The following is an 18309-nucleotide window of genomic DNA, read 5'->3' as shown; positions in this document are numbered from 1 at the left end:
ACTGGCCTTATAAAAAAGAATGAAACTGTCACTTAAGTCAAGGGCAGTTGCTATTTATAATGATGATATAACATTTAGAAATTTTTATAAATAGTAAGGAGAGAATTATAATGAATATTAGAGCAGTAGTAACAGAAGCGGATTTACATGATGTATTTCCCGTATTACAGCAATTACGAACAAAACTTTCAAGAGAAGAAGCAAGTTGTTTATTTCAAAAAATGAAAGAAGAAAACTATAAACTATTTTCGCTACGCAATGAAGAGGATGAAGTTGTTAGTCTAGCTGGTGTAGCAATTTGTACGAATTTTTATAATGAGAAACATGTTTTTGTGTATGACCTTGTAACCGCGGAAGCTCACAGATCAAAAGGGTATGGTAATGTTCTGCTGTCATATGTAGAAAAATGGGGGAAAGAAGAAGGGTGCAGTTCTATCGTACTGACATCTGCATTTCCAAGAATTGATGCACATCGTTTTTATGAAAGAGAGGGTTTTGATAAGGTAAGCTATTCTTTTTATAAAGAGTTATAATACTAAGTAGGTTCCGTGTGTAAAAATATATGGAACCTATTTTCTTTTTCAGATTTGAGCTAGGGACAGGTCTAGTAATATAATTTGTCGAATATTAGAAATTAACAACGGAATATTGAATTTAGAGAATGTTAGGAGCGTTTATACTTGGAAAAAATAAAGGAATTATCAATACCAAATGATGTAAGAGTCATTATTATTTCTGATATTCATGGAGAATTAGATCTTTTTAAGGAATTACTACATAAAGTTAATTTTAAAGATGAAGATTATTTAATTATTAATGGTGATCTTTGTGAGAAAGGGAGAGATAGCATTGGCGTCGTCAACTATGTGATGGGTCTAGTAGTTAGTAAGCCAAATGTTTATGCAATAGAAGGGAATTGTGAGGTTGTAGTTGAAGCGCTTGTAAATGAAAATCCTGCGTTAATAAATTATTTGTGTACGCGAAAGAATACAATTTTTAATGAATGGCTAGCACAATTGAATGTTCCCGCTCATGAAGAAAGTGATATTCGTGAATTGAAAACAAAATTAATGAGCCATTTTTCAAAAGAAATAAAGTGGCTAACAGAATTACCGACAGCGATTGAAACTGAGGATTATATTTTTGTACATGCTGGTCTTGAAGATAGAGAGGATTGGAAAGAAACAGAACGAAAAAATGCGATAGCAATGCCGGAGTTTTTCAATCAATCCCATAAAGCAAATAAGTATGTAGTAGTCGGTCATTGGCCTGTTGTAAACTATTCAGAGAAGGCACCGGCTAACAATCCAGTTATTGATAAGGAAAAAAAGATTATTGCAATTGACGGCGGAAATACGATTAAAGAGGCAGGGCAATTAAATGCATTTATCATTCAGAGGAAACCAACAGGTGATAAGTTTTCTTATACATATGTAGACTACTTCCCTGAGTATGAAGTAATAGCAGATTTTCATGTAGATGCAACAATGCAGGGCGGGGTTACCTATCCACATTATTACGTAGAGCCTATTGAGAAGAAGCAAGATTACACAATATGTAGGCAAAAGGAAACGAATACAATACTTTCTGTGAAAGATGAATACATTAAGCAACTAGATTCAGGTGAATATACAGTGAAAACCGATATTTCTTGTGCGCAAATAAGCGTAAGAAAAGGTGACATTGTTTCTCTTATTGATGCTAGCTGCTCAGGATATGATTTAATTAAAAAAGATGGAGTAGAAGGTTGGATAGAGAAAGGGATTTTAGTCGAGATAGAAAAGACGAAAAAGAAAATATTTAGCTGAAATAGGAGGGATGTAACCTCCTATTTTTTTAATTACTTTTTTAAAGGAGTAGATTGCTTGCTGTCTTTAATAAGTAAATAAATCGTACTCGGTAAAATGATAAGCGTCATTCCTAAAAAAATCGCTAGTATGCTATACCCTCTATACGGAGCAGAAACGATAAATGGGAGCCCCGCTAGGGAAATACCTGCTATCATCATTGAAATATTACAAATATTTGAAGCTCTTTTTTCAAGGTGCTTATCATTCCATTCTAATGAAACGGTTGATTTACTCGTATCAATTTTGGAGCTGAAATAACCTATTAATATAAATAAAAGCCCTAATGCTATAAATATGAAATAATCAAGAGGAAGTGAAAAGCCAAGGGCGATGAGGGTAATGACAATATCGACAAAAAATAAGAATAGTAACATTGTGTTGCCGATCCAATGGAGAAATTTCTGGTTACTCGCTGCTTTAGATAAAGCTAAAAATAAAAAGAATAAGAAGGAACATATAATTATATTTACGATCACAAAAGTACTTTTATCCATTGTTGATGTAGGTGTTCCATTGAAGTCCCATTTCGTAACAATACGTAATGGTAAGAAGAAATAGAGAATAATATTTGTCGTAATAATAGTGAGAAGTAAAGCAATGCTAAATCGATTATTCACTGAATCACCAGCTTTCTACATGAATAATTGGTATCTTATAACAAAATTATACAATATAATAAACGATATCTGTTTTGATTTTTCAGAAAAAATATTATAATTATATATGAAATAAAGAGGAGTGTAGGAGGAAATTATGAAAAGCGTAATCGTAAAAGGGGATAAAGTAACAATTCGTACAATTGAAGAATTAGATATAAAAACATTATGGGATCTCGCATTTAAAGAAGAAAATCCAGAATGGAAAAAATGGGATGCACCGTATTTTCCGTTTTCAATGCAAGAATACTCATCCTATAAGGAGAAGATGCAAACTCGTTTAAAAGAAGAACCTCTATCCAATTTAATTATAGAAAATAACGGTCAAGTTATAGGGACGGTCGGATTTTATTGGGAGTATAAACCGACGCGTTGGTTGGAGATGGGGATTGTCATTTATAATCCGGCTTACTGGAATGGCGGCTACGGTACAGAAGCGTTAACGTTATATCGAGATTTACTATTTGAAAAGATGGAGATTGGTAGAGTAGGGCTCACGACTTGGTCTGGTAATGAACGAATGATGAAAGTAGCGGAGAAAATAGGAATGAGTTTAGAAGGTAGAATGCGCAAATGTCGTTATTATAACGGAACGTACTATGATTCTATTCGAATGGGGATGATTCGTGAAGAATGGGAAGCACTATGTGTAACAAAGGGGTGAAGGGATATGTACGCTATTATTGCTACATTTGATCGTGTGTTTACTAATAAAATTACAGAATTGCAAAATGAATTAACAAATATCATTGGCACAAATCAATTAGCCGGAGTAGAACCTCATATTACGTTAGCTGATTATAATGAGTTAGATGTTCATTTGTATAAGGAGAAATTAGGAGAGTTTGTAGCTATTCAAGAAAATACGGACCCAGTAACTTTTCCTTCTGTTGGAGTTTTTCCTACTAATGGAACGGTCTTTCTAGCACTGACTGTTACTGATGAATTGTTAAAATTTCATCATTCTTATCATGATTATTTTAAAACTTTTCATGACAACCCAAATTCATATTACGTACCGGGAAAGTGGGTTCCGCATTGTACGATTGCAAATAGATTACATACAAATCAGTTTTTAAGTGTAATGGAATACATTTATGAAAAATTTGATTTTGCAACAGCTTCAATTGAAAAATTAAAATTAATTAAGGTGAATTATGAAAATGGTTCTGCCATTTCTTCTAGTATATTAGCAGAATATAAGTTAAAGAGAATGGAGACAACGAGATGACATATGTAATTAGAGAAATGAAGCAAGAAGATATTCATGCTGTACAATCAGTAGCGAAAATAGCTTGGCATGATACATACGAAGGCATTATTCCGAGAGAGATTCAAGACAGTTTTTTAGACGAGGCTTATTCTGATGAAAAAATGAAATATCGTCTTGAGAATACACATTTATTCGTTGCAGAAGAAGAGGGAGAAGTAATTGGCTTTGCAAATTTCTCACCTGTTAGACTGCAAAACGAAGCAGAATTAGGAGCAATTTATTTGTTACCAGATCAACAGGGGAAAGGGATAGGAAGTGCTTTATTACAAAAAGGGTTAACGGTATTAAAAGGAATTCGGAAACTATACATTCATGTAGAAGCAGCGAATGAAAAAGGAAAGCGGTTTTATGAAGCGAAAGGTTTTGCACAATTAGAGGAATTTGAAGAAGATTTTGAAGGACATATGATGCAGACAGTAAGGATGGTTTTATACATATAAGGAGGACTAGAATTGAAAATTTTTGATTTTAATGAAAAAGTAGGAAAGCAAATCACAGCATTTCAATCTAATTTCATAATGTCGAAAATAGTAAATCATCAAGGGAATATACATATCGGTGCTATGCATTTAAAAGAGAATGGAATAATTGGATATCATGAAGCAGTTGTATCGCAACTGCTTCTTATTGTGGATGGAGAAGGATATGTATGCGGGACAGATAAAGAAAAAGTGAAGGTGGAAGCTGGACAAGCTGTGTTTTGGGAGAAGGGTGAGTTTCATGAGACAAGTACAGAGCATGGATTAATGGCAATTGTTATGGAAGCGGAGGATCTTGAACGAGCGATATTAATGCCTATTAAAGAGGAGAGTTGTGAAAAATGATAGAAAAGGCAAATCGGGAAGAAACGGACGAAATAATACAATATGCAGCTCAATCGCTTTTTGAAGGTACGAGGGGAAATTGTCGTTTAAATACAGAGAAAGCGATTGAAATTACAAGGCCGATTGTAGAAAAGGGAGCGTATTATTTAGTCGTTAAAGAAGAAAACGTTGTAATGGGTTGGATATTAATAGGGGAAAATACGGACTATTTTTCTCATGAAAAACTAGGGTTTATATACGAATTATATGTTTTTCCAGAGTACCGCGGGAAAGGATTGTCAAGAAAGTTAATGGAGGCTGGTATTAAGGAATTACAAAAGAATTATTCAGAAATTCGTTTGAATGTATTTGCTGGGAATTTTGCAAAAGGGATGTACGAAGAGTTTGGTTTTGTTGAAAGACAGGTCATTATGACTTTGAAGTGAGAATAATAGTTTAAACGGGAGAAGAGAAAGAGTGAGAAAAGAAAATGAGTATGTTGCGTATTTACAAAGGTTGTATCCTGAATTACAAATAAATTCTGTTTATATAAATGAAATAGGTCAAAATAATGATGTGTTAATTGTAAATGATAATATAGTATTCCGGTTTCCGAAATATGAAAAAGGTATTCAGAAACTTCTAATAGAAACACAGTTACTAGAGAAAATAAGACCCTTCATTACGCTTCAAATTCCCAATCCAAGTTATCAAGGGTTTCAAAATGAAGTACCAGGGAAAGTATTTGCAGGTTATGAGATGATTGAAGGAGACCCGTTTTGGAAAAATGTTTTTACAGAAATAAATGATGAAAAGCAATTACAGAAACTTGCGTACACATTGGCGAGATTTTTAAAAGAGTTGCATGAAATTCCGTTATCTACATTCGAAGGTATTATGCAATGTGATAGTACTGATATGTATTCAGAAATAAATAGTTTATATAGCCAATTAAAAGAACATGTTTATCCATTCATGAGAAATGTAGCGAGAAAAGAGGTCTCAACATCGTTTGAGTTATATTTAAATGAAAGTAGTCATTTTAACTTTACTCCTAGTCTTGTTCATGGGGACTTTGGCATGACAAACATTTTATATAGTGCAACAAAAAAGAATATTTCAGGGGTCATAGATTTTGGTGGAGCGAGCATTGGAGATCCGGCTTATGATTTTGCTGGAATATTAGCTAGTTATGGAGAAGAGTTTTTACAACTATTTGAAGCCTATTATCCTAACTTAGAAGCAGTAAAGGAGCGAATGTATTTTTATAAGAGTACATTTGCGCTTCAAGAGGCATTATTTGGTTTATTAAATAATGATAAGAAAGCCTTTGAAGCTGGAATAGCAGAGTATGTATAAAAGCCGATTTAAAATCGGCTTTTAATTATCGATACATCGTCCACATCCCAATATCTTTAAACCCTAATCGTTTATAAATTCGTCCAGCAGCTGGATTGTTATAAAATAAACAAAGTGTCCGGCCTTCATCCGTAAAGTCCCGAATCATTTTTTGTAATATAAGCGAAGCATATCCGTTTCCGCGATAATTCGGATGTGTACATACGCCAATTACCATAGCGGATAATGAATTTTCAGCAGATGTAGAGGCTGATGCAATAATAGCGCCGTCTTTTTCAATATAATATGTACGTCCTGTATTTGTTTCGAGAGCTTGTCTTAATATTTTCTCTGATTCATTAGCAGTCGGGAATTCAGAGATGTTACTTCGTAATTGCATAATTCGCTCTACATCATCTAGTGTGGCAAGTTTAATTGTTTCTTGGGCAGGCGTACTAGGTAAGTTGTCGGCATCTAGACATTCACAAAAATACATTTCATTTTTAGTACCTAGTTGTATATTTGAAACGGTTTCAAATCGTTCTACAATAGTTGACTTACCAGAGAGTTTCAGCGGCTTATATGCGGAAAGAAGTGCCCCATAGTCACTTACTACAAACTCTTCTTGACTATACGGTATAAATGCATCATGGAAGCGGAGTAAAATCGATTGTAATGTTCCGTTCTCTTTAAATACGCCCCATAGCTCTTGAAAATCTGTATCATAACCGAAAGCTTCAATATCTCCAATAATAAATAAGTTAAGGGCTGCTTCTTCTTTTAGGTAAGTGAATACTTGTTCATGATCTTTCTTTGATAATTTTCGCATCATAACGAATTGCCCCTTTTTTTATTTTTTCTAAATATTACAACTTAAGTTTTTTGAAAGCAATATAAAATTTTATGTTTAGTTCACAAACTTTCGGAAAAACTAGGAAAGATATGACAAAGGAGGTTATGAACGGTGGATCATCCAATTCAAGGATTAATGAAAGCGGCAATGGAAAATTTAAAAGAAATGGTCGATGTAAATACGATTGTTGGAGAGCCTGTTCAAACGGCTGACGGTGGTGTAGTGTTAACGGTTTCTAAAGTAGCGTTCGGGTTTGGAGCAGGAGGTTCTGATTTCCAAACGAATGATGGACAAAGAGCGAACGGTAACCCTGCATTTGGTGGCGGTAGCGCGGGTGGTGTTTCTATTACACCAGTAGCATTTCTTGTAGTAAATAAAGATGGAGTAAATATTCTTCATTTACAAAATGCGACACATTTAGCAGAGAAAATGATTGAATTAGCTCCACAAACAATTGATAAAATTCAATCGATGTTCCAAAAAGATGAAAAGAAAGAGGGAAATCATCATCCTCAAAACCCAGATGAAATCCTTTAAAAACGCCTGCTTACGAGCAGGTGTTTTTTCTTGTAATCACTATGTAATAAAACACATGAAATTGTAAATAGTTTTTGAAGTTTTTTCTATGTTTCTAAAATTTTTCATGTTAAAATATGCTATAGAATTGAAACATATAAAACGAAGGTGGCTAGGTGCTTTGTCTGGAGGATCTGACCAAGTAAAGAATATGATATATATTAATGGTAATCGTCGGGGTCATTGTTTTATTACATCAGGAATTACGTTTAAAGAGTTTGCAAGTAACATCCCTTCACCGCTTCATCAAGTGTTGCTTTTGAAGCATAACTTTGAATGGACAGATTTTCATTATCATACTTTATTTGAATATGTTGAGGAAGAAAATATACATAAGTTAATTCAAGCAGAGATTGATGAATTTGATGAATTTTGTTGGGTAGATTTTGATGATGCAAGCGATTTAGATGAACTAGAGCCAAAAGAAATTGCAGAGCTTTTATATTTGGCTCACAAAAAAGAACCACTTGCAAGAACGTTCTTTCCGTTATTGAAAAATAGATTTGTTTATTTTTCACATGATGACGGATGGTACAACAAAGTGTATTATCGTAGAATTGCTGATTTTGTAGGAATGTTAAGTAAAGTCATTCCTTATAAACTCGGTGCTTTCGGTAAGAAACGTTTTTCTTTCTTCCAAAAATCAAAAATTTTCCCAGCAATTTCAAAAGAAGTGATTATGGGGCTTATTCCATTAATGGAAGATGGTCTTTATATTGATCTGGCAGGAAAAATTGAGTCAAGAAGAGGTCTTGAAATTCCGGTATATGTAGTGGGTTCGTATGAAAGTACGGATGAGGTACTAGATAATATCGATGAATTGAAAGAAGAAGCAACAGAGACTGGTTGGCTTATTTTTGATAAGAAAGAACAAGAGTGGCAATGGGTTGTAGACTAAGAAAACTTGGCGCATGCAGTCAAGTTTTCTTGTCTTTTGAAAGGAGTACAAATGAAGAAGTATTATACAATTGTGGGTATTGTAAGTATTATTCTTGTGGCAATTTTACTTATCACTTGTCCAAAAGAATCAGATTTTAAATTGTATCTAGAAGATAAGTATGCATTGAAATGTGATGAGAGTAGTTTTGAATGCACACAAAATGTAGATGGTAAAAAAGAAAAACTAAAATTTGAAAGTACAGATGCACGAAATGGTGTATTCTTTATGACTGTAAAGCAAACATTTAAAACAGAAGCTGGTGTTACGAAAGAATATAGCGGAGTAGGAATGTTTGGTACATTTCTTTTTGTTTCAGAGAAGACTTTCTAGTAATAGAAGGTCTTTTTCTTATGCTTATGTTCATATAGATGAAGTAAGACAAGCATAGGAGGGGTATTGATGAAGAACACATGTATTGTTTGTGGCGGTGAGGAGTTTTTCTCTTCTACATTATACGCACGTACGAAACAAGATTGGGCATATGCACCAAATATGTATCGATTTGAAAAGGTGTTTATTGAGCATCGGGATGAAGAAAATTATCCAGTGTTTCAAGAAATTACAGCGAAACATTGTTGTGGATGTGGTCATATTATGTTGTATCACGAATGAACACACCAAGTATAACTTGGTGTGTTTTTTTAAAACGCTGACAAAGCAAGCGGATAAAGTAAAGTAAATAAAACAGAAAAACTACCAAAACCAATTGCGGTATATCCAAGTGTTCTTGCTCCAAAATTGACAGCTAATAAGCCGACTAAAATCGCAAGAGAACCGAGTGTAACTGGATAAAATGCAATGGAGAAAAGCGAAAGAAATAAAGCGACATAGCCTATCATTGCACCGGTATTTGTACCTTCTATTTCATTTGCAATTTCTTTACGCTTATGTCTAATTGGTATGCCAGCTGGTGATATTTCAGCTGCATACTCTTCGTTTTTTTCACCACTTTTAAAATGATGATTTCTCTTTCTTCGCATGTACATCCCTCTCTTTCAATTGGGTGTATCTATAGTATCTTTCAAAATGAGAAGAGCATGAGTATGAGTTAAACCCAAGTAAAGCAAAAATTGGAGAATAAAGATTCCTTCATTAGCATGTACATCTCCTTATGAAGATAAAACAGGGATTTTGGAAAATGATGTAGAATGAAATGAGTGACAAAACGTGAAGGTAGGGGATTGCATGACAAAATTTAATTGGCATGAGTCAGCAGAGAAAAAATGGGATAGTAGTGCAGAATTTTGGAACCAAAATAGTCAGGAGATGTGGGATAGTGGGAGTAGGAGTACGATTATTCCATTTTTTGAACAATACGTGAAGAAAGAAGCCAAGGTGCTTGACGTTGGTTGTGGTGATGGATACGGTACATATAAATTAAGTCGCGCAGGATATAAAGCAGTTGGTGTAGATTTATCGGAAGTGATGATTCAAAAAGGGAAGGAGCGCGGAGAAGGACCAAATTTATCTTTTATAAAAGGAGATCTTTCTTCCTTACCATTTGAAAATGAACAATTTGAAGCAATTATGGCAATTAATTCTTTAGAATGGACCGAGGAGCCATTACGAGCATTAAATGAGATTAAGCGTGTTTTACAAAGAGATGGATATGCATGTATTGCAATTTTAGGACCGACAGCAAAGCCACGAGAGAACAGTTATCCTCGTTTATATGGCAAGGATGTTGTTTGTAATACGATGATGCCTTGGGAATTTGAACAGTTAGCGCAAGAACAAGGTTTTGAAGTTGTAGATGGTATCGGTGTATATAAGCGCGGAGTAAATGAGCAGATGTTAGGTCAACTACCTACAGAATTACAACAATCGTTAACATTCTTATGGGTATTTATGTTAAAAAACGTATAAAGAAATGAAAGAATTTTTAGGAGGTAAATAAGTGCAGAAAATACAAAAAACTGATACAATATCATCAGAACCAATTAAAGGGGGACTAGGGTATATGACAACTACTACAACAGTTAAATCCGACATTGAAATCGCACAAGAAGCGAGTATGAAGAAGATTCAAGAAATTGCAGCTGATTTAAATATTTTAGAAGATGAATTAGAGCCATACGGGCATTATAAAGGTAAGCTATCTCTTGATATTTTTAAGCGCTTACAGAATGAGAAAGACGGTAAAGTTGTTTTAGTAACAGCGATTAACCCAACTCCAGCTGGAGAAGGTAAATCAACAGTAACAGTTGGTTTAGGTCAAGCTTTTAATAAAATTGGTAAGAAAACAGTAATTGCACTTCGCGAACCATCTCTTGGGCCAACGATGGGACTAAAAGGCGGAGCAGCAGGCGGTGGTTTTTCACAGGTTGTACCTATGGAAGACATTAACCTTCACTTTACTGGAGATATCCATGCGATCACAACTGCTAATAACGCGTTAGCGGCGTTTATTGATAATCATATCCAACAAGGAAATACACTTGGAATTGATACGCGTAAAATCGTTTGGAAACGCTGTGTTGACTTAAATGATCGTGCCCTACGTAACGTAGTAATTGGTCTTGGTGGACCCGTTCAAGGTGTACCACGTGAAGATGGTTTTGATATTACAGTAGCATCTGAAATTATGGCCGTATTCTGCCTTGCGACAGATATTCAAGATTTAAAAGCACGTCTATCACGCATCGTAGTTGCTTATAATTTTGCAAATCAACCTGTAACGGTTAAAGATTTAGGTGTAGAAGGTGCGTTAACATTATTATTAAAAGACGCATTAAAACCAAACTTAGTACAAACGCTAGAAAATACACCAGCTATCATTCATGGCGGACCATTTGCGAATATCGCTCACGGTTGTAACAGTGTTATCGCTACAACAATGGCAGCAAAATTAGGTGATTATGTTATTACAGAAGCTGGATTTGGTGCTGATTTAGGTGCAGAGAAGTTTTTAGATATTAAAGCTCGTGCAGCTGGTATTAAACCAGAAGCAGTTGTTATTGTTGCGACGATTCGTGCGCTTAAAATGCATGGCGGCGTAGCAAAAGATCAATTAAAAGAAGAAAATGTAGACGCATTAGCAAAAGGTATGGAAAACTTACAGAAGCACGTTGAAACAATTCAAAGCTTCGGTGTGCCTTTCGTAATTGCAATTAATAAATTCATTACAGATACAGATGCAGAAGTTGCATACTTACAAGAATGGTGTAATGAGCGTGGCTATGCAGTATCCTTAACAGAAGTTTGGGAGAAAGGTGGCCAAGGCGGAGTTGACCTTGCTGAAAAAGTGTTAAAAGAAATCGAAAAAGGCGAAAACAACTACGCACCACTTTATGAGTTAGAATTACCATTAGAAGAAAAAATCCGTACAATTGCTCAAAAAGTGTACGGTGCAAAAGATATTGAATTTGCTCCGAAAGCACGTAAGCAATTAGCTCAATATGAAGGAGAAGGTTGGAGTAACCTACCAGTTTGTATGGCGAAAACACAATACTCTCTTTCTGACGATGCAACAAAATTAGGTCGTCCATCTGACTTTATCGTTACAATTCGTGAGTTAAAACCATCTATCGGTGCAGGCTTTATCGTTGCGTTAACAGGTACAATGTTAACAATGCCAGGCCTTCCGAAACAACCAGCAGCATTACAAATGGATGTAAATGAAGATGGAAAAGCAGTAGGTTTATTCTAAAAGGTTGTAATTCATCTCGTTTATCTGTAAACTATATATACATCAAGTGGCGCCTTTCCATCGAAAGGCGCCTGTTTTTTGGAGGAAATTATGTTTGATCCAACTGCTTTTGACAATTTAAAAGTAATCGTAGAAGGTGCTGTGTATGATTTTGATCTACATGGAGATATTCTTGTAACAGATCGAAAAGATATGATGGATCTTGCTTCATTAAGTCGTATATATCATATCTCATTTCAATTAACAGAACCGTTTGAACCGTTAGTAGAAGCAACATTTTCATTATCTGTGGATGCAAAGAACTTGTCTGGTGAAATACTAGAAGTGCCTCAGTTTACACCTGGTTGTGAGATGAAGCTAGCATTTTCATTCCCGTTAGAACAACCAGAAGTAAAATGCGAAGAAATTGAAACATTAATGCGTTCTATATGGGGAAAAGAAAGAATGATTATGCAGAAAGTTTCATACGAATATAATAAGCAAGCGATTTCATATCATAATAAGGTAGAGGTTCTATTTCAAAAAGCGATTACAGAAGACCATGTTGATGATTTAATAGCTGTTATTTCACACATGATAGAAACGGTGCGAACAATACAGCATTTTCTTCAAAAATAGAGATAAAGGAGAAAAACAAATGATAAAAGATATGCAACCATTTTTACAACAAGCTTGGGAGAAGGCTGGTTTTAAAGAGTTAACTGAAATTCAAAAACAAGCGATTCCAACTATTTTAGAAGGACAAGACGTTATAGCTGAATCTCCAACTGGAACAGGAAAAACATTAGCGTACTTATTACCCCTTTTACATAAAATTAATCCTGAAGTAAAACAGCCACAAGTTGTTGTTTTAGCGCCAACACGTGAACTTGTCATGCAAATTCATGAAGAGGTTCAAAAGTTTACAGCAGGAACTGAAATTTCAGGTGCATCTTTAATTGGTGGTGCCGATATTAAGCGCCAAGTTGAAAAATTAAAGAAACACCCAAGAGTAATTGTTGGTTCACCAGGCCGTATTTTAGAATTAATTCGTATGAAAAAGCTAAAAATGCATGAAGTAAAAACAATTGTATTTGATGAGTTTGATCAAATTGTAAAACAAAAGATGATGGGTGCTGTACAAGATGTAATTAAATCTACGATGCGCGATCGTCAATTAGTATTCTTCTCGGCGACAATGACAAAAGCGGCAGAAGATGCGGCACGTGATTTAGCAGTGGAACCACAATTAGTACGTGTAACACGTGCAGAATCAAAAAGCTTAGTTGAGCATACGTATATCATTTGTGAGCGACGCGAAAAAAATGATTACGTAAGAAGAATTATGCATATGGGCGATGTAAAAGCAGTTGCGTTCTTAAACGACCCATTCCGTTTAGATGAAATTACTGAGAAATTGAAATTCCGTAAAATGAAAGCAGCAGCTCTTCATGCAGAAGCAAGTAAACAAGAGCGTGAAGCGACAATGCGTGCTTTCCGCGGAGGAAAATTAGAAATTCTACTTGCTACTGATATTGCAGCACGTGGAATCGATATTGACGATTTAACACATGTAATTCATTTAGAGTTACCAGACACAGTAGACCAATATATTCACCGCTCAGGACGTACTGGACGTATGGGTAAAGAAGGAACTGTTGTATCTCTTGTAACACCACAAGAAGAGCGTAAATTACTGCAATTTGCGAAAAAACTAGGCATTGTATTTACGAAGCAAGAAATGTTCAAAGGATCATTTGTAGAAACGAAACCGAAAGCACCAAAGAAAAAGAAACCAGCATTTACTGGGAAGAAAAAGCCTAGATAAATAATGTGGAAGGCGTAACTATTTGTAGTTACGTCTTTTTTGTTTGTAATTGAATGACAAAGGAAAAATAACATTACCTGTAGAAACCTACATAGAATATAAAAATCATTAGGGGGAAATGCAATGATTCATAAAGTTGGACAAATTATGTTATATGTAAATAATCAAGATGAGGCAGTCAATTTTTGGACGGAAAAGGTAGGATTTCATGTAGTTGCAGAGGAAGATAACAAACAAGGAATGAGATGGATTGAAATCGCTCCAACTAACGGTGCTGAAACGAGCATTATATTACATAATAAAGAAGTTATCTCTAAGATGAGCCCAGAATTGAATTTTGGTACACCGTCTTTAATGTTCTTCTCAGAAAATCTTGCTCAATTATATGCAGATTTAAAAAATAAAAATGTTACTGTTGGCGAAATGGTAACTATGCCTTCTGGTAAAGTATTTAACTTTGCTGATAGTGAAGGGAATTATTTTGCGGTTATGGAAAAGAACAAATAATAATATTACTATGTGAAAATCCCCTTCAAATATATTGAGGGGGATTACATGTTTGAAGTGGATTTTTCATTAGAGAATTGATTAATATAAAATACGCCTTTTTCAATAGCTGTCTCAATATAACCAACGATTTGATTAAACGTAAATACTTGTAAGTCTTCATGCAAATTTTGCTCCGGATACAACATATCTTCAAAAAGATACTTTCGAAAAGAAAAAACGTTTTCTTTAGAAACCTCTTCAATATCGACAATGTGAGCCTCTTGATTGAGAAGAGAGAAGAGCTGTTGTTCTTTATCGTAATGATGAAGCAATTTTGCATTTAACAATTTAAAATCGTTATAGTACATAGGTGCGATCGTTTCATCATTTTCTATTCTATTTTTTAGCCAAGGTAGAAAAAAGCCACTTAGCCAATTATCATCGGCAATGAGATGGGTGTAATAGCCTAAGAGAAAAGGGGAATTCATATGAACTTTATATTTTTGAAAAAAAGAATTGAAATCTATCCTTCGCGTATAGTTTTTCGTCGTGCCTGCGTAAAAATGTGAAGTTCCTTTTTTTTCTGCTGAATGAACTGCATCAGGGGCTACACCTCCAAGTATGAAAGAAGTTTTATCTTGAATACATAATTTCTCGGCAATCCTGTTAGCAATAATAGCATGCATAATTCGTGATCCCATGAATGACACCTCGGTTTCAAGTATTCATTTCAGGAAGATGACTGAACAGTTAGTATTACTTTCCCTGTACTTTTTCTACTTTCGACCCATTCATGTGCTTTCCCTGCATCTTGGAGTGGAAAAGATTTTGTAGCCTTGATTTGCAAACGCCCGTCACGCAAATAACGGAATACTTCATTTGCAGTTTCTTGGAGTAGTTCAGGACGTTTTTTTCGTGTAGTTCCAAAGCTAAAACCGAGTATAGAACGGCAACTTGCATGTAAATCTTTCGTATGGAAATTGCCAATTTCACCACTAGCATTACCGAAATGAACGAGGCGACCGTAATAAGCAAGACATTTTAAACTTCTTTCCGAAACAGATCCAGAAATAGAGTCTAAAATGATATTTACGCCTTCTCTATTTGTCAGCTCATTGATTTTCTCTACAAAATCTTCATCTTGATGACAAATAACATAATCAGCTCCGGCATATAAAGCAATTTCTTTTTTTGCTTCACTTCCGACAGTACCGATAACTTTTCCAGCCCCTAATAGTTTTGCAAGTTGAATAGCTGTAGTACCAATTCCGCCAGCAGCCGCATGAATGAGTACTGATTCGCCTTGTTGAATTCTTGCAACATTTGCGAGTAAATTATAGCTTGTAAAAGATACGATTGGACAAGCAGCTGCAGTTTGGAAATTAATTTCATCAGGTAATACGAAAGTAAGATTTTCATTTGCAACAACATATTCAGCGTATGATCCATTTTGAGGAAATGCAATGACACGCTGTCCAGGATAAATATTTTTCACATGAGAACCGACACGTTCTACAATACCAGCGGCATCTATCCCTGGAATAAAAGGTAGTGATTTATTTCCTTTTTTGCCATAACGTGATTTAATATCAGCAAAATTAACACTTGTAGCAACAACACGAATTAAAACTTGATCTTTTGAAATAGCTGGAATATCCACATCTGTATATTTCATCACTTCAGGACCACCGAACGACGTTACAATGATAGCTTTCATTATATATCCTCCTAAATTTGACTATATAAATCATTTTAAGTCTTCATTAGAAATTGGAAAATTATATAATAGTTATGCGTGATTATAAGTGGAGCTTATGAACATATTGAATCATTATATTAATCTATATAAAAAAACTTTTGAAAAAATCGAACGAAATATGGATTACTTGCCAATATATAGTGTAAGACAAAGGAGGGATGGTATATGAAGGATGAAACAGTGTATACAGATTTAATCCAATTAACTTTATCGGGAAATAAAGAAGCGTATAGCGAATTGTATGATAAAACGATTCAAGAAGTATATAAAACAGCACATTTTTTGATTGAAGATAAAACGGATGTAGATGATGTCGTTCAAGAAATATACATACAACTATATGAATCGCTTCGTAAGTATGATAGCGAGAAGCCATTTCGTCCTTGGCTAATTGGACTTGCGATTAAACAAATTCACTCTTATAGAAGAAAGAGGTGGATGCGACTACGAATTATAAAAAAAGCAGAAGAGCAAAGAAAACCAGTACAAATTGATTTTTCTAACGATGTAATAAGTAAAATATCAAATCAAAAACTAATTGAACTTATTCATAAATTACCGTATAAATTGAAAAAAGTTATTATTTTAAGATACTTACACGATTACTCTCAAGAAGAAGTAGCACAAATATTACATATTCCAATTGGTACTGTGAAATCTAGAATTCATGCGGCATTAAAGAAACTACGTCAAAAAGAGCAAGTAGAAGAAATCTTTTTAGGAGAGGTAGGGAATGTGAAATGAGTTTAGATTGTAAAGTCCGAGAATCTATACAAGAAGAAGCGAAGGGGATTGTTGCACCGCCGGAGTTAAAAGAAAAAGTAATCGTTCAAATAAAAATGAATCGTGGTGGAAGTAAGAGGAAGAAGCGCCTTATCGCAGGAGTACTTGCAGCGGCTTTTTTAATCCCGACAACTGGTTTTGCATATCAATCTATTATGGCAGATGGTATATACGGGTCTTTTGAAAACTTAAAAAAACACGCTGGAACGATGACATTAGAGGCGTATATGCGTTTTAGTGCAAAGCTATCAGAAGCGAAAGATGAAATGGGTACAAAAGAATATGAAGTGTTTACAAAAGAACTAAAGAAATTAACAAATGCAAAGCTTGCGTACGGAGATTCGAACGGTAATATTGATTATGATGCATTATCACCAGCAAAAAGAGAAGAAATGAAAAAGGTAAGTATGGGCCTTCAACCATACTTTGATAAATTAAATGGTCATAAATCAAGTAGAGAAGTATTAACGCAAGAAGAGTTTGATCGCTATATGGAAGCTTTAATGACACATGAAATCGTACGAGTGAAGACAAAATCAACCGGTGCAATAAAACTAGAAGAAGTACCTGAGGCATATAAAGAAAGATTTATGAAAGCAGAGCAGTTTATGGAGTATGTAGACGAAAAGGTGAGATAAGTAAAAAAGCTCAGAGTCTAAGCTCTGAGCTTTTCTTATTGAAACGTAAATATATTAACCACCTATGCCTTTTGCTAGCAACAGGAAATATGCAACTACTAGTATTATTCCATTTAATGCTGTACCAACTATTCCGAATAACCAATTCTTTGAAGCTATCGCAAAAATAATGCCGAGTAATGAGAGAATACCTAGTATCGAAATAATTAAAGTTAAATTTGCATTAGGCCCTCTTAAAATAAAGAAAGAAAATATGCTTGCGAGAAACATTAGACACGAGAATCCAAAAAATCTATACATAATAATTCTCCCTTGATTGAAATGTAATTTGACTTAGTACGTGATTCCTTTTATTTTAACATAAATTTCCTTTTCTCATGTGTAGCGACTTTTACAAGTAATATTGCATTTATAAATAAACCGCCGAAACCAATGACATTTAAGTATTGGTTATCAATTATATTTTTTCATATTTGCAATGTCTTTTTTTATAAAACAATCTAAAAGGGAATAACCAGCTATTAAACTAATAATCGTAACAAAAGTTGTATTTATGAGAATAATATTAACTAAATAAGGTAGGTATTCGCCAAGTGGTGAAAAGAGTAGTGCTGGGGAAAAGGAAATGAATAGTGTAGGTACTGTAATAGCAATAAATTTATCCGGTTGAAAGCTCCAGTTTTGTTTACTCGTTTCGCGATTAATAGATTGAAGGAATCGTAATAAAATACCGACTATAAGAGGGAAGAGTGTAAAGTAGAATAATCTTGGATAAACGTTAAAGTTCACTTGCGCGTCTGTATCTAAATAAAATTGAATTTTCACTCCGACAAATAATAATAAGACGATAAATAATGTGAAGCAGAGGTATAGCATCACTTTTTGCATTACATTC

Annotated in this window: 26 protein-coding genes; 19 read left to right on the top strand and 7 right to left on the bottom strand. The window is 34.5% G+C overall.

Annotated features, from left to right (window positions below; all coding sequences use genetic code 11):
• Positions 1-110: 110 nt before the first annotated feature.
• Both AC0NJG_RS13190 and AC0NJG_RS13185 read left to right on the top strand, forming a co-directional pair.
• Complete coding sequence (locus tag AC0NJG_RS13190) at positions 111-533, top strand: GNAT family N-acetyltransferase (protein WP_087952758.1); 423 nt, start codon at positions 111-113, stop codon at positions 531-533.
• Positions 534-680: 147 nt separating this feature from the next.
• Positions 681-1808 carry a metallophosphoesterase gene (locus AC0NJG_RS13185; RefSeq protein ID WP_474063135.1) on the top strand — a complete coding sequence of 376 codons (1128 nt, stop codon included), beginning with the start codon at positions 681-683 and terminating at the stop codon, positions 1806-1808.
• A gap of 32 nt (positions 1809-1840) precedes the next feature.
• Here the strand turns inward: AC0NJG_RS13185 and AC0NJG_RS13180 are convergent, their stop codons facing one another.
• Positions 1841-2467: a DUF1648 domain-containing protein gene (locus tag AC0NJG_RS13180; protein WP_087995890.1), complete on the bottom strand. Its 627-nt coding sequence runs from the start codon at positions 2465-2467 to the stop codon at positions 1841-1843.
• A 136-nt stretch (positions 2468-2603) separates the two neighbouring features.
• Between AC0NJG_RS13180 and AC0NJG_RS13175 the strand changes: the two genes are divergently transcribed.
• The 6 genes from AC0NJG_RS13175 to AC0NJG_RS13150 are packed head-to-tail and all read left to right on the top strand — an operon-like array spanning position 2604 to position 5941.
• Positions 2604-3170 carry a GNAT family N-acetyltransferase gene (locus AC0NJG_RS13175; RefSeq protein WP_087952752.1) on the top strand — a complete coding sequence of 189 codons (567 nt, stop codon included), beginning with the start codon at positions 2604-2606 and terminating at the stop codon, positions 3168-3170.
• Between the two features lie 6 nt (positions 3171-3176).
• Positions 3177-3737, top strand: coding sequence for a 2'-5' RNA ligase family protein (locus tag AC0NJG_RS13170; RefSeq protein WP_087995888.1), 561 nt, complete (start codon positions 3177-3179; stop codon positions 3735-3737).
• The gene (locus AC0NJG_RS13165) at positions 3734-4219 is read left to right on the top strand and encodes a GNAT family N-acetyltransferase (protein WP_000222822.1); all 486 of its coding nucleotides are present in this window, start codon (positions 3734-3736) and stop codon (positions 4217-4219) included. Before AC0NJG_RS13170 ends, AC0NJG_RS13165 begins: the two co-directional genes overlap by 4 nt.
• Positions 4220-4231: 12 nt before the next feature.
• Positions 4232-4603, top strand: a complete 372-nt coding sequence (locus AC0NJG_RS13160) for a cupin domain-containing protein (protein WP_087952748.1) — start codon at positions 4232-4234, stop codon at positions 4601-4603.
• Positions 4600-5028 carry a GNAT family N-acetyltransferase gene (locus tag AC0NJG_RS13155; RefSeq protein ID WP_087952746.1) on the top strand — a complete coding sequence of 143 codons (429 nt, stop codon included), beginning with the start codon at positions 4600-4602 and terminating at the stop codon, positions 5026-5028. Before AC0NJG_RS13160 ends, AC0NJG_RS13155 begins: the two co-directional genes overlap by 4 nt.
• A 31-nt stretch (positions 5029-5059) precedes the next feature.
• Positions 5060-5941: a phosphotransferase family protein gene (locus tag AC0NJG_RS13150; protein ID WP_087952745.1), complete on the top strand. Its 882-nt coding sequence runs from the start codon at positions 5060-5062 to the stop codon at positions 5939-5941.
• A gap of 25 nt (positions 5942-5966) precedes the next feature.
• Here the strand turns inward: AC0NJG_RS13150 and AC0NJG_RS13145 are convergent, their stop codons facing one another.
• Positions 5967-6752: a GNAT family N-acetyltransferase gene (locus tag AC0NJG_RS13145; protein ID WP_071724628.1), complete on the bottom strand. Its 786-nt coding sequence runs from the start codon at positions 6750-6752 to the stop codon at positions 5967-5969.
• Positions 6753-6884: 132 nt separating this feature from the next.
• Here AC0NJG_RS13145 and ytfJ point away from each other — a divergent pair, with 132 nt between their 5' ends.
• The 4 genes from ytfJ (at position 6885) to AC0NJG_RS13125 (ending at position 8901) form a co-directional block, all read left to right on the top strand.
• Positions 6885-7310 (top strand): GerW family sporulation protein, encoded by a 426-nt coding sequence (gene ytfJ, locus AC0NJG_RS13140; protein WP_000349987.1) that lies wholly within the window; start codon positions 6885-6887, stop codon positions 7308-7310.
• A gap of 160 nt (positions 7311-7470) precedes the next feature.
• Positions 7471-8247, top strand: coding sequence for an oxalate:formate antiporter (locus AC0NJG_RS13135; protein ID WP_000014090.1), 777 nt, complete (start codon positions 7471-7473; stop codon positions 8245-8247).
• A gap of 51 nt (positions 8248-8298) precedes the next feature.
• A complete protein-coding gene (locus tag AC0NJG_RS13130) occupies positions 8299-8619 on the top strand; it encodes a hypothetical protein (protein WP_000761181.1) in 321 nt (106 codons plus the stop codon).
• A gap of 69 nt (positions 8620-8688) precedes the next feature.
• The gene (locus tag AC0NJG_RS13125; RefSeq protein WP_000798747.1) at positions 8689-8901 is read left to right on the top strand and encodes a hypothetical protein; all 213 of its coding nucleotides are present in this window, start codon (positions 8689-8691) and stop codon (positions 8899-8901) included.
• A gap of 29 nt (positions 8902-8930) precedes the next feature.
• Here the strand turns inward: AC0NJG_RS13125 and AC0NJG_RS13120 are convergent, their stop codons facing one another.
• On the bottom strand, positions 8931-9269 hold the full coding sequence (locus tag AC0NJG_RS13120; RefSeq protein ID WP_001253199.1) for a hypothetical protein: 339 nt from the start codon (positions 9267-9269) through the stop codon (positions 8931-8933).
• Positions 9270-9474: 205 nt separating this feature from the next.
• On the opposite strand from AC0NJG_RS13120, the gene AC0NJG_RS13115 reads away from it, so the two are divergent.
• From AC0NJG_RS13115 to AC0NJG_RS13095, 5 genes are all read left to right on the top strand, one after another.
• The gene (locus tag AC0NJG_RS13115) at positions 9475-10155 is read left to right on the top strand and encodes a class I SAM-dependent methyltransferase (RefSeq protein WP_087995884.1); all 681 of its coding nucleotides are present in this window, start codon (positions 9475-9477) and stop codon (positions 10153-10155) included.
• 94 nt (positions 10156-10249) lie between these two features.
• Positions 10250-11938 (top strand): formate--tetrahydrofolate ligase, encoded by a 1689-nt coding sequence (locus AC0NJG_RS13110; protein ID WP_011040261.1) that lies wholly within the window; start codon positions 10250-10252, stop codon positions 11936-11938.
• A gap of 90 nt (positions 11939-12028) precedes the next feature.
• The gene (locus tag AC0NJG_RS13105; RefSeq protein WP_000460219.1) at positions 12029-12556 is read left to right on the top strand and encodes a hypothetical protein; all 528 of its coding nucleotides are present in this window, start codon (positions 12029-12031) and stop codon (positions 12554-12556) included.
• A 19-nt stretch (positions 12557-12575) separates the two neighbouring features.
• Positions 12576-13745 (top strand): DEAD/DEAH box helicase, encoded by a 1170-nt coding sequence (locus tag AC0NJG_RS13100; RefSeq protein ID WP_000588613.1) that lies wholly within the window; start codon positions 12576-12578, stop codon positions 13743-13745.
• Between the two features lie 123 nt (positions 13746-13868).
• On the top strand, positions 13869-14252 hold the full coding sequence (locus AC0NJG_RS13095) for a VOC family protein (protein WP_088327345.1): 384 nt from the start codon (positions 13869-13871) through the stop codon (positions 14250-14252).
• 44 nt (positions 14253-14296) lie between these two features.
• Here AC0NJG_RS13095 and AC0NJG_RS13090 read toward each other — a convergent pair whose 3' ends face one another.
• Positions 14297-14935 (bottom strand): zinc dependent phospholipase C family protein, encoded by a 639-nt coding sequence (locus AC0NJG_RS13090; RefSeq protein WP_087952738.1) that lies wholly within the window; start codon positions 14933-14935, stop codon positions 14297-14299.
• Between the two features lie 29 nt (positions 14936-14964).
• Positions 14965-15951 (bottom strand): quinone oxidoreductase family protein, encoded by a 987-nt coding sequence (locus tag AC0NJG_RS13085; RefSeq protein WP_087995882.1) that lies wholly within the window; start codon positions 15949-15951, stop codon positions 14965-14967.
• A gap of 207 nt (positions 15952-16158) precedes the next feature.
• Here AC0NJG_RS13085 and AC0NJG_RS13080 point away from each other — a divergent pair, with 207 nt between their 5' ends.
• Positions 16159-16737, top strand: coding sequence for a sigma-70 family RNA polymerase sigma factor (locus AC0NJG_RS13080; protein WP_044792604.1), 579 nt, complete (start codon positions 16159-16161; stop codon positions 16735-16737).
• Entirely contained in the window at positions 16734-17414 is a 681-nt protein-coding gene (locus AC0NJG_RS13075) for a DUF3600 domain-containing protein (protein WP_087952734.1), read from the top strand. The genes AC0NJG_RS13080 and AC0NJG_RS13075 overlap by 4 nt, the downstream gene beginning before the upstream one ends.
• A 54-nt stretch (positions 17415-17468) precedes the next feature.
• On the opposite strand, the gene AC0NJG_RS13070 is transcribed toward AC0NJG_RS13075, so the two are convergent.
• Together AC0NJG_RS13070 and AC0NJG_RS13065 are read right to left on the bottom strand one after the other, a co-directional pair.
• Complete coding sequence (locus AC0NJG_RS13070; protein WP_000285541.1) at positions 17469-17714, bottom strand: hypothetical protein; 246 nt, start codon at positions 17712-17714, stop codon at positions 17469-17471.
• A 153-nt stretch (positions 17715-17867) separates the two neighbouring features.
• Entirely contained in the window at positions 17868-18302 is a 435-nt protein-coding gene (locus AC0NJG_RS13065) for a hypothetical protein (RefSeq protein WP_087952732.1), read from the bottom strand.
• Positions 18303-18309 lie beyond the last annotated feature (7 nt).

The sequence above is a fragment of the Bacillus sp. SSR7 genome (assembly GCF_055902415.1).
Note: the sequence above shows the minus strand (reverse complement) of the source record. Positions and strands in the feature narration are given on the sequence as shown.